Origin of the sequence: Ignicoccus hospitalis KIN4/I, from assembly GCF_000017945.1 — an archaeon.
Classification (GTDB): Archaea; Thermoproteota; Thermoprotei_A; order Sulfolobales; family Ignicoccaceae; genus Ignicoccus; species Ignicoccus hospitalis.
Genome location: NC_009776.1, coordinates 327857 through 341272, shown reverse-complemented (window position 1 = coordinate 341272; position 13416 = coordinate 327857). Strand labels below are relative to the sequence as shown.

17 protein-coding genes are annotated in these 13416 nt (G+C 60.2%); 10 read left to right on the top strand and 7 right to left on the bottom strand.

The window, feature by feature from the left end:
- Positions 1-29: 29 nt before the first annotated feature.
- Positions 30-263 (bottom strand): 50S ribosomal protein L13e, encoded by a 234-nt coding sequence (locus IGNI_RS02000; RefSeq protein WP_148202207.1) that lies wholly within the window; start codon positions 261-263, stop codon positions 30-32.
- Between the two features lie 80 nt (positions 264-343).
- On the opposite strand from IGNI_RS02000, the gene IGNI_RS01995 reads away from it, so the two are divergent.
- From IGNI_RS01995 to IGNI_RS01960, 8 genes are read left to right on the top strand one after another with little or no spacing between them, the layout of a single operon-like run.
- The gene (locus tag IGNI_RS01995; protein ID WP_011998421.1) at positions 344-1711 is read left to right on the top strand and encodes a CoA-binding protein; all 1368 of its coding nucleotides are present in this window, start codon (positions 344-346) and stop codon (positions 1709-1711) included.
- Positions 1702-2253 (top strand): acetate--CoA ligase family protein, encoded by a 552-nt coding sequence (locus tag IGNI_RS01990; RefSeq protein WP_011998420.1) that lies wholly within the window; start codon positions 1702-1704, stop codon positions 2251-2253. The genes IGNI_RS01995 and IGNI_RS01990 overlap by 10 nt, the downstream gene beginning before the upstream one ends.
- 51 nt (positions 2254-2304) lie before the next feature.
- Positions 2305-3483 carry a histidinol dehydrogenase gene (gene hisD, locus IGNI_RS01985; protein ID WP_148202206.1) on the top strand — a complete coding sequence of 393 codons (1179 nt, stop codon included), beginning with the start codon at positions 2305-2307 and terminating at the stop codon, positions 3481-3483.
- Between the two features lie 34 nt (positions 3484-3517).
- Positions 3518-4444, top strand: a complete 927-nt coding sequence (locus tag IGNI_RS01980) for a D-2-hydroxyacid dehydrogenase (RefSeq protein ID WP_011998418.1) — start codon at positions 3518-3520, stop codon at positions 4442-4444.
- A 1-nt stretch (position 4445) separates the two neighbouring features.
- Positions 4446-4766, top strand: coding sequence for a DUF424 domain-containing protein (locus tag IGNI_RS01975; protein ID WP_011998417.1), 321 nt, complete (start codon positions 4446-4448; stop codon positions 4764-4766).
- Positions 4767-4799: 33 nt separating this feature from the next.
- On the top strand, positions 4800-5657 hold the full coding sequence (locus IGNI_RS01970) for a DMT family transporter (RefSeq protein ID WP_011998416.1): 858 nt from the start codon (positions 4800-4802) through the stop codon (positions 5655-5657).
- Between the two features lie 33 nt (positions 5658-5690).
- Positions 5691-6068 carry a hypothetical protein gene (locus tag IGNI_RS01965; RefSeq protein WP_011998415.1) on the top strand — a complete coding sequence of 126 codons (378 nt, stop codon included), beginning with the start codon at positions 5691-5693 and terminating at the stop codon, positions 6066-6068.
- A gap of 38 nt (positions 6069-6106) precedes the next feature.
- Positions 6107-7531 carry a class I adenylate-forming enzyme family protein gene (locus IGNI_RS01960; RefSeq protein ID WP_011998414.1) on the top strand — a complete coding sequence of 475 codons (1425 nt, stop codon included), beginning with the start codon at positions 6107-6109 and terminating at the stop codon, positions 7529-7531.
- Here the strand turns inward: IGNI_RS01960 and IGNI_RS01955 are convergent.
- The 4 genes from IGNI_RS01955 to IGNI_RS01940 form a co-directional block, all read right to left on the bottom strand.
- On the bottom strand, positions 7518-7913 hold the full coding sequence (locus IGNI_RS01955; protein WP_011998413.1) for a Zn-ribbon domain-containing OB-fold protein: 396 nt from the start codon (positions 7911-7913) through the stop codon (positions 7518-7520). The genes IGNI_RS01960 and IGNI_RS01955 overlap by 14 nt on opposite strands.
- Before the next feature lie 3 nt (positions 7914-7916).
- Complete coding sequence (locus IGNI_RS01950) at positions 7917-8978, bottom strand: thiolase C-terminal domain-containing protein (protein WP_011998412.1); 1062 nt, start codon at positions 8976-8978, stop codon at positions 7917-7919.
- A gap of 5 nt (positions 8979-8983) precedes the next feature.
- Complete coding sequence (locus IGNI_RS01945) at positions 8984-10027, bottom strand: hydroxymethylglutaryl-CoA synthase (protein ID WP_011998411.1); 1044 nt, start codon at positions 10025-10027, stop codon at positions 8984-8986.
- 66 nt (positions 10028-10093) lie between these two features.
- Entirely contained in the window at positions 10094-10597 is a 504-nt protein-coding gene (locus IGNI_RS01940; RefSeq protein ID WP_011998410.1) for a DUF84 family protein, read from the bottom strand.
- A 148-nt stretch (positions 10598-10745) separates the two neighbouring features.
- Between IGNI_RS01940 and tatC the strand changes: the two genes are divergently transcribed.
- The gene (gene tatC, locus IGNI_RS01935) at positions 10746-11681 is read left to right on the top strand and encodes a twin-arginine translocase subunit TatC (protein WP_011998409.1); all 936 of its coding nucleotides are present in this window, start codon (positions 10746-10748) and stop codon (positions 11679-11681) included.
- Entirely contained in the window at positions 11678-12286 is a 609-nt protein-coding gene (locus IGNI_RS01930; RefSeq protein ID WP_011998408.1) for an L-threonylcarbamoyladenylate synthase, read from the top strand. Before tatC ends, IGNI_RS01930 begins: the two co-directional genes overlap by 4 nt.
- Here IGNI_RS01930 and IGNI_RS01925 read toward each other — a convergent pair.
- Together IGNI_RS01925 and IGNI_RS01920 are read right to left on the bottom strand one after the other, a co-directional pair.
- The gene (locus IGNI_RS01925) at positions 12267-12767 is read right to left on the bottom strand and encodes a hypothetical protein (RefSeq protein WP_011998407.1); all 501 of its coding nucleotides are present in this window, start codon (positions 12765-12767) and stop codon (positions 12267-12269) included. The genes IGNI_RS01930 and IGNI_RS01925 overlap by 20 nt on opposite strands.
- Positions 12752-13324, bottom strand: a complete 573-nt coding sequence (locus IGNI_RS01920) for a hypothetical protein (protein ID WP_011998406.1) — start codon at positions 13322-13324, stop codon at positions 12752-12754. The genes IGNI_RS01925 and IGNI_RS01920 overlap by 16 nt, the downstream gene beginning before the upstream one ends.
- Positions 13325-13416: the final 92 nt, after the last annotated feature.

Below are 13416 nucleotides of genomic sequence, written 5' to 3'. Positions count from 1 at the left end.
CATTAAGACCGCGAAGAAGAGCTTCCTCCTCATTCCCCGCCCTTCTGGGACAACCACTTCTTCAAGGCTTCCACGTTCCACTCGTGTACGGTCTTCCTCCTCTTGTCTATAGGTATCCCCATCTTGAGGGCCTTCTTGAAGTCCAGCCCCACTGCTTCGAGCTCGCCCTTGCTGAAGCCCCTTCCCCTCCTCATCTTGGGCTTCTTACCGGCGTCCTTCCTCAATACGGGCGTCAAAACGTAGGCCACCGGCCTCTCCTCCACTTCCCTTCCCCTCAGGGCCCCTCCAAGGGAGGTTAAAATAACTGAAACGGCCTCCAAGGAAGAGGTCGGGGAAGGAGCGCTTGGACTTCCTCTTCAAGCCCTCTTCTGTGGCGGTGGTGGGGGCCACGCCAAAGGTCCCCAAGCCCGGGTACGTGATACTGAGCAACATGAAGAGGTCTTACAAGGGAAAGCTCTACGCGGTCAACCCCAAGTACAAGGAAGTGCTGGGCGTCCCTTGCTACCCGTCCTTGCGGGAGGTCCCGGACGAGGTGGAGCTCGCGGTGGTCGCTGTACCAACGAGCGCCGTGGAGGCGGTGGTGGACGACGCAATAGAAAAGGACGTGAGGGCCCTAATAATAATAACTTCCGGGTTCTCGGAAGTGGGCAACGAGGAGCTCGAAAATAGGATAAAGGAGAAGGCTCTGTCCCACGGCATAAGGGTGGTGGGGCCCAACTGCTTGGGTATTTACTATTACCCCTCCGGGCTGGACACGTTCTTCTTCCGCGAGGCCGGGACCCCGAGGCCGCGGCCTTCCGGGCTGGCGCTGGTCAGCCAGAGCGGGGCGCTGGCGGCGAGCCTCATGGACTGGGCCGCCTCTAGGGGGTGCGGCGTAGGAGCTGCAGTTAGCTTGGGCAACAAAGTAGACGTCGGAGAAAGCGAGGTCCTCAACTACTTGTTCGGGGAGGGCTTCAACCACTTCTTGATGTACATAGAGGGGCTCAGGGAGGGCGAGGGCAAGGCCTTCTTAGAAACGGTGTTAAAGTTGAGGCTAGGAGGCGCTAGGATAGGCTTTTACAAGGGCGGGCGGAAGAGGGAGAGCGCCGCCGCGGTGGCCTCCCACACCGCCTCGGTGGCCGGCGACTACAAGGCGTACAGGGACTTGTTGTTCGAGTTCGGGGCCACGCCCTTGTACGACTTCGCCGAGGTAAAGGCCTTCGTATCGGCCCTCCAGTACTCCCCCGAGCTGAGGGGGGACAAGCTGTTAATAGTGACCGACGCCGGTGGCATCGGCATAATGCTGACGGACTTGATAGAAGGCTACAAGATGCCCAGGCCGGTGGACGGGGAGCTCGAGAGGGAGCTGCCCAGCTACTTGAGGTTGAACAACCCGCTCGACGTGGGCGGGGACGCCGACGACGAGAGGTACCGGAAGGCCTTGGAGAGGCTGGCCCCCAAGTACGACCTCATAATAGTGGCAGCGCTCATGGAGTCCCCCGCCACAAGCCTCTACCTCGCCGACATAGTCAAAGAAAGCATGGAAAGGACCGGGAAACCTCACTTGCTCTTGGGGTTCGGCGGAACCATGGCGGAAGCCTTAGAAAGGAGGGCTAGGGAGCTGGAAATACCCTTCGCCTTCGGCGTGGACGAAGCCGTCGCGTACGCGCGGGTACTGTTAAGGGACAAGTTCGCAAGGGAGCTCGCGGAGGCGAGGAAGTCTTGCTGTTAAGGCCCTCCGAGTCTTTAAGGCTCGCGGAGGAGCTGGGCCTGCCGGTCCCCCCGTGGGGGGAGGGGGTGGAGCCCCCGGCCTACGTGAAGGCCGACGTCCCCTTGCCCCACAAGACCGAGGCCAAGGCGGTAATTTACGTAGAGACGAAGGAGGAGCTCGAGAGGGCGAGGGAGGAGCTGGAGGAGAGGTTCGGCTCGGCGATCGTTCAGAAGGCCGTTAGGGGGGACTTGGAGCTCTTAGTCTCTTCTAAGAGAGACCCCGTGTTCGGCAAGGTCTTGGTGGTGGCGGCCGGAGGGGTGCTCGCCAGCTTGCTCAAGGAGTCCTTGGTCACGCTCTGTCCCTTGTGCGTCGTCGTCTTCGAGAAGAAGCTCAACCGGTCTAAGCTGGGCGAGGCCTTGAAGTCCCGGAAGAAGCTGGACCTCAACTGCGTGGAAAACGTATTGGTCAAGCTCTGTGCTTCGGAATACAAGGTGTTTGAAGTAAACCCCTTAATAGTTTCCGAGAGGGGCTGCTGGGCGGTGGACGTCAAGGTCTGGGTCTAAAGGTCATAACAGCCTTTGAAGGGGCCCGCGAGGGCCTCCGGGAGGGGTTCCTTGCTGAAGTTCGTCCCGCCGGAGGAAGTGAAGAACGTGAGGGGGTCCTTGGACCTTTGGGAATACGTGGAGAAGGTGATGCCCGTAGTTAAGGAAGTTAAGGCCAGAGGGCTGGAGGCCGTAAAGAAGTACAACAAGGCGTTCGATAACTACGAAGGTTGCGTCTCCCTCTCGCAGGAGGACTTCGCCTCCTACTCGAAGGAGAGCTTGGTAAGCTTGTTCGAGGAGGTTTTGGAGCAACTTTCCGCGTTCCACAAGCAAACCGCCCCCAAGGACAGCGCCTTCTCGTCCAAGGGGGTTAGGGCAGTAACCTTGTGGAGGCCCGTGGAGCGCTTGGGGGCTTACGTACCCGGGGGCCTTTACCCCTACCCCTCCACGGCCTTGATGACCGCCGGAGTTGCGAAGGCCTTAGGGGTGAAGGAGGTAACTGTCGCCACCCCGCCCAAGTTCGCCACGAGCGAAGTCATGGCTTCAGCGTTCCTCGCCTCCAAGGTGGACTCCGTCTTGGCCGCCGGCGGGGCCCACGGGGTCTCGGCCCTAGCCTACGTGGCCGGGGCTCACAAGGTCGTGGGCCCCGGGGGGCCCTACGTTCAAGCCGCCAAGCTCTTAGTTTCCGTCGACGTCCCCATCGACATGATAGCCGGTCCTACGGAGCTCGCCGTGATAGCTGACTCCTCCGCGGACCCGGAGGAGGTAGCTTACGACATGTTGGCCCAAGCGGAGCACGGCCCCACCAGCTTCGCCTTGCTGGTCTCCACGGACGAGGGCCTGGTGCTTGAAGTAGAGAAGAGGGTAAAGGGGGAGGAAGTGGAAGGGGGGCTCTACGCCACGGTCGTGAGGGACCTAGAGGAGGCGAAGAGGTTGGTGAGCGAGCTGGCGCCGGAGCACGTCTCCGTTTACGCGGAAACCTACGAGCCCCCGGTCGCGGGGGCGGCCTCCTTCAAGGCCCCGAGCCCGTTCTTGGACTACTCCGCCGGCCCCAACCACGTGCTCCCCACCTCCGGGTGGGCCAAGGCGAGGGGCCCGCTGGGGCCCGTAGACTTCATGAGGTGGACCACGCTGGTGGAGGTCTTCCCGGAGGCTGCCGACCTACTGAAGTTGGCAGCGGAGCTGGCGAGGTTGGAGGGAATGAAGTACCACGCTAAGGCAATAGAGTACAAGCTCTCTAAGATCCTTTAAGCCCCTTTTTGCGGGGGGTCAGCGGCGTCCCCAGATGTATAGGGCTCTCGTAACGGACAAGGTGCACCCCGCGGGCCTCGAGCTCTTGAGGGAAAAGGGAATAGAAGTAGTGGAGGACTTGGAGGCCTACAAGCCGGAGGTCCTCAAGGAGAGGATAAAGGGGTTTGACGTGTTGATAGTAAGGAGCAGGACTAAGGTTAGGAGAGAAGTTATAGAGGCGGCGGACAAGCTCAAGGTAATCGCCAGAGCGGGGAGCGGGCTGGACAACATAGACCTAGAGGCCGCGAAGGAAAAAGGAATAAAGGTCGTGAACGCGCCCGACGCTTTGAAGAACGCGGTGGCAGAGCTGGTAATAGGAATGATGGTTGTTCTAGCCCGCAGGGCGCACTACAGCTACCGTAAGCTCTTGGAGGGCGAGTGGGAGAAGGTGATGGGCTTTGAGCTCGCCGGCAAGACCTTGGGCGTGGTCGGCTTCGGCAGGATAGGCCGGGAGGTTGCGAAGAAGGCCAAGGCGTTGGGAATGAACGTAATCGCCTACGACGTTGTAGACTTGAGCGAGACCGCGAAGGAGATGGGCGTAGAGTTCACCCAAGACTTGGAGGAGCTCTTGAGGAAGTCCGACGTGGTCAGCTTACACGTCCCCTTAACGGAGCAGACCAGAAACATGATAAATAGGGACCGGATCAAGATAATGAAGGACGGGGCCATATTGATCAACGCGGCCAGGGGGGAAGTGGCAGACTACTCCGCGTTGCTCGAGGCCTTGGAGAGCGGCAAGCTGTGGGGGGTAGGGCTGGACGTCTACCCGGAGGAGCCCCCGAAGAGCGAGGAGCTACTCAAGCTGATTAGACACCCGAGGACGTTCGCTACCGCCCACATAGGAGCCCAGACGGAGGAGGCCCAGAGGAGGACCTCCTTGGAGGTCGCCCAGAGGATCTTAGAGGCCTTAGGGCTCCAGTGAGGTGGACGCCTTGGAGGAGAGGCTGTTCTGGGTAAAGGTCCACGAAGTGGAGGGCCACGTCATCGTTGCGGTGGTTGACGAGGAGCTGATGGGCAAGGAGTTCAAGGAGGGAGAGAAAGTGCTAAAGGTTGACGAGTACTTCTTCAAGGGAGAGCTGGTCGACGAGGACGTCGCCCTAGCTAGGATGTCCGCCGCCACCTCGCTTTACGTAATAGGCGAGAGGTCGGTGAGGCTGGCCGTGGAGGGAGGCTTCGTCCACCCGAAGGCGGTGGGCAAGGTGGCCGGGGTCCCTTACGCCCAGATGATACTCGTGACCGCTTAATAGCAAGCGCCCCCCGCCCCTCGCGGATAGAGCATGATAGAGGCGCTGGTGCCCTTAATACCGCAGTTCTTGTGGGCAACCAACTTCGTGGTCTCGAAGGTCGTCATATCTAAGGGCCTCCACGCGATGACCTTGACCGCCCTCCGCTGGGCGATAGCCGGGGCATTGCTCTACGCCTACTCGAGGCTCAAGGGCTTGCGAGTGGTCTTGAGCAAGGAGCTCTTGTTGCCTTCCTTGACGGGCATAACCGGCTTCAGCGCCCTCACCTACTTAGGCCTCACCTACGCAAAGGCCTCCGTGGTCGGGCTTACGATGGCTCTAATCCCTATATTCACTTCAGTGTTGGCCGCGGCGTTCCTAAAGGAGAGGCTCACCCCGTTGCTGATCGCCTCGGTGGCCGCGGGCTCTACGGGCGTAACGCTGCTAACACTGGACAGCTCCGGGCTCTCTTGGCTGGGCGCGCTGCTGGGCTCTCTGGCGGCTCTGGACTGGGCAGTTTACACGGTAGCCTCCAAGAAGGCCATGCGGGAGCTCTCGCCGATAGAGTCCCTCACGAGCAACGCGCTGATGGCCCAACCCTTCAACTTCCTCTTGGCCCTCCCGTTCTTCTCCCTCGCCCCCATGGCGGACCCCGAGGTGCTCGCTGGGCTGCTCTACGTCTCCCTCGTGCCGGGGTTCTTGGCCTACTTCCTCTGGCTCTACTCGGTCAACCTCGTGGGGGCGGCGAGGGCCGGGGTCTACATAAACGCCTTGCCATTGCTCACCTTGGCCTTGGCCTCCGCCTCCCTCGGGGAGGCCTTGAGCGGCCCCCAGCTGGCCGGGGCGGCCTTGATCTTGCTCGCCCTGGCCCTGGTGACCCTCGACTACCTCAAGAGGCTGTCAACTTCTTAGCTCGAGGTCGGAGGGCTCGAAGGGTCAAGGGCTTTGGAGAGGGTCGAGCTGGGACAGAAGGCGGTGGAGGAGTTAACGGAGGCTCTGAAGGGCAAAAAGGTGTTCCTCGCGTTCATAGACGGGGAGACCTTCCGGAACGTAGTTCCCCTCTACTTGGGGGAGGTGGGCGAGGTTAAGGAAGGGGAGGGCTCTTTGGAGGTGGAGGGCAGCGAGGGCAAGTTCAAGGCCTTCGGGGTGGGGAACAAAACCCTGATAGTCGTTAAGGGTAAAGAGGCCAACGAGATAGCTATAGTTGACGTCCCCATAGACGAGCTGAAGTCGTTTTTGACAGAAGAGGAGGGCTACGAGGCGGACGAGTCCTTGTTGGAGGGCGCGGAGGAGGAGGGAGAAGAGGAGTGGGAGCCGGAGTAAATATTTCCTTCCTTCTCTAGCCGAGGGCGGTGGCCCCGGTGTACCACGACCCCGGCAAGCCCGTCCATAAGATAATAGAAGAGAGGGCGCGGGAGAGCCCGGACAAGGTAGCTCTGGTATACGAGGACGGGACCGAACTGACCTACAAAGACTTGATATCGAAGGCTAAGGCCGTCGCTAACTTGCTGTACGAAAACAAGGTAAGGAAGTGCGACACCGTCTTCCTAATAATGTTCAACAGGCCGGAGTTCGTCACCTCGCTGTTGGGGGCCCTCTACGCGGGGGCGAGGGTCGTCATAGTGGACGCCTTGACCCAGAAGGAAGACCTAGCCTTCCAGCTCAACGACAGCGCCCCGAAGGTCGTGCTGGCGGACGAGGAGGTCCTCCAGAGGGAGAGCGAGACCTTGAAGGGCTACGCGGTCCTCACAGAGAAGGACCTCTCCTCCGCCTCCGGGGAGCACGAGGTCGTCGTGGGCTACGAGGACGACGCGAGGGTCTTCTACTACGCCGGCATCGCGGGGAGGACCATGCAAGTGATCCACTCCCACCGCTCCTTCACCGGGGCTATAATGCCCCTCGTACAGGCTGAAGGGATAAATGCTAACGACGTGAGCTTGGTTACGGTTCCCCTAACCCACGTGTTGGGCTTGGACGCGGCCCTCCTCAGCGCGCTGGTCTCCGGAGCCACTGCCTTGTTGCTCAAGAAGTTCAACATGGATAAAATAAAGGAAATGGTAGCCAGGAGGAGCCCCACCTACTTGGTGGCGGTCCCCTTGGTGTTCCAAACCCTCATGAAGGAGGACGAGGAGTTCGTCAAGTCCCTAGGTCAGAGCTTGAGGTGGGCGATGAGCGGCGGCGCCTACTTGCCTCCCGACGACCAGAGGAGGTGGGAGGAGCTCACCGGCAAGCCGCTGCTGCAAGTCTACGGCATGACTGAGGCCCCTCAGATATTCGCGACCACCCCGGAGAAGCACAAGATCGGCAGCTTGGGCTTCCCCTTGCCCGGCGTGGAGGCCTTGCTGGTGAACCCGGAGACCCTAGAGCCCGTGGAGGACCAAGGGGAGCTCCTAGTGAGAGGTCCCCAAGTGATGAAGTGTTACCCCGACCCGGAGGAGAACTCCAAGGCCTTCGTTGAGGTTAACGGAAAGGTCTGGATGAGGACGGGCGACATACTCGCCAAGGACGAGGAGGGCTTCTATTACTTCAGAGGGGTAAGGAAGAGGATGTTGAAGTACAAGGGTTATCCGATATTCCCCAAGGACTTAGAGCTGATACTGCTCAAGCACCCGTGCGTAGCCGAAGCGGAGGTCGTGGGCGAGCCGGCGGGCGAAGTGGGCCAGATACCCGTAGCGAAGGTAAAGCTCAAGGAGGGCTGCAAGGCCACCCCGGAGGAAATAATGGACTTCGTGAACAAGAGGGTAGCGGCCTACAAAAAGGTGAGGAAAGTGATCATTTTGGAATAACCCTAAAGAAGAGCGCGTACTCTATCAAGCCCGTCTCCCCGTCGGCTCTAACCTTTCTGAGCACCGCTTGGACCTCCGAGCCCTCCTTCGGCTCTTCCATTACGTCCGTCAGCCTAGCCACCACCCTCTCCCCGTTCTCCAGTTCCACCAGCCCCACGTACAAGGGGGCTTGGTCCTCGAACCCCTCCGGCACTTGGCAGATCTTGGTCCAAGCCAGCAGCTTGCCCCTCCAAGGGAGCCTCTCCCTAACGGTCTCGACGCCGCACCTCGGGCAGTGGGTCACCTCCTCTCTGAACACCCTCTTGCAGCTGGGGCACCTCCTCACCTCTAGCCTATACCTATAGGGCTTCTCCCTCCAAACAGCAGCCGGACTTATCTCCACGGCTTACACCTCCCTCATGTACGTTAAGTACGTAGTAGCCCCCATCAAGTTGGAACTGTGGGCCAAGAAACTGCTGACCTTGCCCAGCTTGCCCAGGCCGGAGGTTATCGCGAGGAAGCCCTCGGCCACTTGGTAAACCCCCGTGGCCCCCACCGGGTGACCCCTCGCCTTCAACCCCCCAGAGGGGTTGACCGAGTGGGCGTTCTCTAACAAGTACTTAATGCCCTTCCCCCTAGGGGCGAGGCCTAAGGACTCGAGCGCTATGACGCCGGCCACGCTGAAGGGGTCGTGGACCTCCACCGCCTCCGGCTCCGGGTTCCCCAAGGCCTCCATCGCCGCCTTGGCGCTTTCCATGAAAGTTAAGTCCCTCTCTGCCAAAGTCAGTTTGGACGAAGCTGCCGCGACTTCCAAGGCTACTGGCGAGGTCTCGGAAGTAAGCATGACCGCCGCGGCCCCGTCGCTGAACGGGTGAGAGTCCAAGAGCTTCAAGGGCTCCGCTACGGAGTTGGAGTTCAAGACCTTCTCGACCGTCACCGGGAACCTCAGCTGTGCGTGGGGCACGGCGGTGGCGTTGTCGTGCATGACCACCGCCCAGTGGGCGAGCTCCTCCCTACTGACGTTGAACTCCTTCATGTACAAGGAGGCAGCGAGCGCGTGGGCGCCGGCGTAGGTCAGGCCGTAGAAGGACTCGTAAGGACTTAAGAGGGTTTGTAAGTGTTTCACGGCCTTCTTTGACTGGAAGTCGTTAGTCTTGTCCACCCCCACTACCAGTACCCTCTTGAGGCCCGACCTAACGAGCTTGTATGCGAGAGCCACCGCCGCGCCCCCCGAGGCCTCCCCGGCGGAGACCTCGTACACCTCCCCCTTGAAGCCCAAGTACTCGGCCAAGAGCGCTCCCAAGTTGCCGAAGGACTCTTGGTAGCGGGACAAGTAAGTGCTAACTACCAGCGCGTCGGGCTCGCCGCACGCCTCCACCACCGGCGCGAGGGCCTCCACGGCCAAGGCAGAAGAGCTCTTGTCGTAGTGCCTATCGACCTTCACCACGTTGGCCGAGCAGACGTACAACGGCCTCACCTCGCCAACTTCTTTATCTTGTTCCTGAACCGCAAGTAGGTCGCGTAGTCTATAACCTTCCTCCTCTCTATGTAGCTCTGCGTGGTGGGCGCCAAGGCCTTGGCCTCCTCCACCCTGTCCGTAACCTCGAAGAGGTAAGCGTCCGCCCCCGCCCCCGAGCCGAACGGCGCCATCAGCACCAAGTCGCCCGGCGACGCGTTGTCGAGTACCCTCGTCATCCCTAGGAAGGCAGAGGCGTTGTAGGTGTTCCCTATGTCAGCTGTGGTCAAGCCTATCATTAGCTGTTCCCTCTTGAAGCCCAACATCTTCGCCAGCTTCATGGGGAACCTCACGTTGGGCTGGTGGGGGACGAAGTAGGCCACGTCCGAGGGCTTTAACGAGTTCCTCTCCATCAGCTCTTTTATGGCGTTGTACAAGTGGTAGAAGTAGGCCGGCTCCCCGGTGAAGCCCTCCCCGTGGGCGGGGAACTGGCTCCCGTCGCGCCTCCAGAAGTCCGGGGTATCGGTAACGAAGGTGTAGGCGTCGAGGAAGTTGGCGACGACGTTTTCGTTGGAGACCACGAAGGCCGCCCCGCCGGAGGCGGCCGTGTACTCCAAGACGTCCCCGGGCGCCCCTTGGGCGGTGTCGGTCCCTATTATCAACGCGTGCCTCACCGCCCCCTCGCTCACCAAGACCAGCGCGTGGCGCAAGCCCTCGCTTGCTGCCCTGCAAGCGAACTCCGCGTCCACTGCCATGGTCTCTGGAGCTATCCCTAGGGCGTCGGCAATTATCGTGGAGGAGGGCTTGACCGCGTAGGGCTTGGACTCGGAGCCTATGAAGACCATCCCTACGTCTTTAGGGTCCACTTGGGCCCTCGTCAAGGCGTTTACCGCGGCCTCCCACGCTATGGTTACCGAGTCCTCGTCAGGCCCCGCGACGGACTTCTCCTTCACGCCCAAGGATAAGGGGACCTTAGGGTCGGAGCCCCAGTGAAGCGCTATCTCTTCTGTGGAGACTCTGTAGAGGGGCACGTAGGCCCCCCAGCCCGCTATGCCGACCAAGGTTTCACCGCTCCGCGCCCTCTAAGGGGAGGCGGAGTTAAGACGCTGGTCTGATATTATGTTCGACTACCGCCAAACCTCGTTAAACGCCTTTGAAAACGCCATTATGACGGCCATCTTACAGAAGTCCTTCCTCGTCACCACGCCCTTCGTGAGGACCCCCACCAACCCTTTCCCCTTCCCCAACTCCCTCCCCCCGTACGCCTCCATCATCTTGTAGAATTCCGACGTGTCCTTCAGTACCTTAGGGGCCCACGACTCCGGCAGCTCGAAGCCTGGGGACAGGCCGAAGTGGAGTCCCTCTGCCTTCACGGCTGCCACCGATATCATGAACAACTTCCCATTCAAGAGGAAGAGTCCAGACTCCAAGCCCACTCCTACGTCGCCGCGCTCGGCGGCGGCCGAGGCCCTGTTCTCCGCCCCCCGGAAGACCTCCTCCCCCACTGGGAGCGGGGGCACCCCGCTGGGGACTTCTAAGGCCTCCACCTCCGCCTCTATCCCCAGCTCTTCCAAGGCCTCCTTTACGGCTCTCACCTTGACGAGGTTGGCGCTCCCCACAACTACCTTCAACGCCCGCCCCCCGAGGGGCCGGACGAGAGCTTTTGAGGCGCCCGCGGGGATGAGGTAGCTCGTAAGGGGTGAGGCGGTGAACGGAGAGCCTCGACCGACCCGCAAGCCTAAATCTAGCTAGCCCCCAAGGGGCTGGGACACGGAAGCGTTGAAGTCATTGATAAAGAAGCTGAAGTCCCCCTTCGAGTGCAACGTTGAAGAGGCGGAGAGGGTAGAAGACATCACCTACCACTTGGAGGAGTTGTTAAAGACTATAAGGAGGTCCATAGTCGCCTTCTTCTTAGCCTTACTCTTAGTGGCCCTCTTCCCCATAAACTGGGTCACGTGTCCCCTCATGCACTTGTACTGCAGCCCCGAGGACGTGGGCAACGCCGTAGGGGCCCAGTACATAGCGGAGCTGATAAAGTGGATAGGCTACGTACCGGCGATGGTTGCGCTCCTCAGAATAATAACGTTGGCAATTATGCACATGGGGGTTAAGCCCGTAATATGTCACGCTGAGAGCTTGTTCAACGCCTACGTCATGGTTATAATTTGGGGCGCCCTGGTGATTTCTGCCCCCTATATAATATACCAGTTCTTGTGCTACTTGTGGCCCGCGCTCCACGAGCACGAGAGGAGGATGCTCCGCAACGGGGTCCTAGCCACCTTCGGGCTGTTCTTGCTCGGCGAGCTGTTCGCCTTCACCGTCGTGGTCCCCTTCGGCTTCGAGCTCGTGGTGTTCTTCGGCCAAGCCGCCGGCGCCCAGAGCATCTGGTGCCTCTCCGACATAATAGAGTTCGCCGTCATGACGGCTATAATAACCGGCCTCTCTTTCTTGCTGCCTATAGTGGTTTACTACTTGGTCTTGTTGGGGCTCTTGAGGCCGGAACAGCTCAAGGGGAGGAACTTGAGAATCGCGTTCCTCGCGATAATGTTCTTGGCCGCTGTAATAACCCCCGGAGGGACCGGGATAAGCATGCTGGCGATAGGCATACCCATGTTCGTGCTCTATTACTTGGCAATAATTATGGCTGAGAGGGCTCTGAGGGAGAGGCAACAAAAAACCCCTTCGTTCGAGTTCAACTACAAGGGAGGGAGTTGAGGGTCCTCAGGCCTAGGAGCGAGGAGGATGTTCGGAGGGCCTTAATCGAGGCGAAGGAAGTTTTGGAGTCCGGGGGGCTCGTAATCATCCCTACTGAGACCGTCTACGGCATAGCGTCTAAGCTGGAGTTCGCGGAGAAGATATACGAGGCCAAGAGGAGGCCGAGGGACAAGCCCTTACCCGTGCAGACGCCCTTGGGGAGGCACCGGGAGGTCGGCGAGTTCGACGAGGCGGCGGAGGCTCTGGCCAAGGCCTTCTGGCCCGGGCCTCTGACCATAGTGGTGAAGGCCAAGCCTTGGCTCCCCGAGGCCGTCACCGCGGGGACGGGCAAGGTCGGGGTGAGGGTGCCCGCCCACCCGTTCGCGCTCAAGCTCTTGGAGCTCGTGGGCCCCTTGGCGGTCACTTCTGCCAACCTGAGCGGGGGCAAGAGTCCCAAGAGCGCGGAAGAGGTGACCGTGGAGGCCGACTTGTTAATAGACATGGGCCCCGTCGAGGGCACGCCGTCAACTGTGGTCGAGGTAGAGGGTAAGAAGGTAAAGGTCTTGAGGAGGGGGCCCATAAGCGAGGAGGAGATACAAAAAGTCCTCAGCGCACTGCGCAGCTGACGCACACCTCAGAGGCCCCGAGGAGCTCCACCACTGAGCTCGGGTAGTACTTGTCGCGATAGACGCACAACAAGTACCTCCCGGGGGAGAGCGCCACCCTCTTCTGAGCGACGAATAGGGTTTGTCCGGTCTCCAAGCTGCTGAGCTTCACCCCCTTCACCTCCCCGGGGCTCATCACGCGTATTAGGACTGCGTAAGCGTAGGTCGCGCCGGAGTTTCCAATTTCGATGATCTTCTTTGACGATAGGAGGCCCTCGGCGTAGAGCGCGGACGCCAGCTCCGAGCACTGCTGAGACGCGCTCACCGTCTGACCCGCCGAGTCCTTCTGAGGCCCTAGGGCCACTGCCGCTTCCACCTCTACGAGCGCTGGCGTTTGCGGCTCCGCCGGCGGGCGCAAGAGCGCGGAGCCCAACAGCGCCGCCGCGACCACGGTCACCGCACTCAGTATCGCCACTTCCAGAGCGCCTAGGCCCCTACGCATGAGGACACACCCCACAAGTACTCGCCGTTGACCAAAGTTATGTTAGTGAAGCAAGAAACCACCTTCTCGCTTGAGTCGGGAAAGACTATGTGTAAAGTCGCGAAAGGCATGAAGTTTATCTTGTCGCAGGCCACTTGAGGCACTACGGCGCTGGACGATGAGGGCTTAAAGGTGTACAAAGTCACGTTGTCTACTGGATTCCTCGAGAAAGTGCCGAAGATGAAGTAGGCGCTGGGCTCCCCGTTGCAATAGAAGGGCAGGACGAAGTAGGCCTTGTAGGAGCTAGCTCCCAGTTCCGCGTAACAGTAGCGTAAGTTGTTATACTCTGTGGACTCGGCGTCAATGACGGAAGGGACCGTAGGGTCTAGGAAGACGAGGTAGTTCCCGCTGCAGTCTATCCTTATAGAGAGCTTGGCGGAACGGACGGTCACTTCGTTTACCCTCTTGATCAAGTTCCCGACCCCTTTCTCCCACTGGGCCACCAACCAAGTGAGGGCCCCCAGCACTATGGCTGCTAGCAGCATCGCCGCCAGCAGCTCGCTCTGAGCCCTCTTCAAGCGCGAGCTCCCCCTCCGCCGCCTTTAACCGAGCTTTAGGAGTGCCAGCAAGTGTTTCCGTACGAAAACGGCAATTCCTCCATTAAAACTCT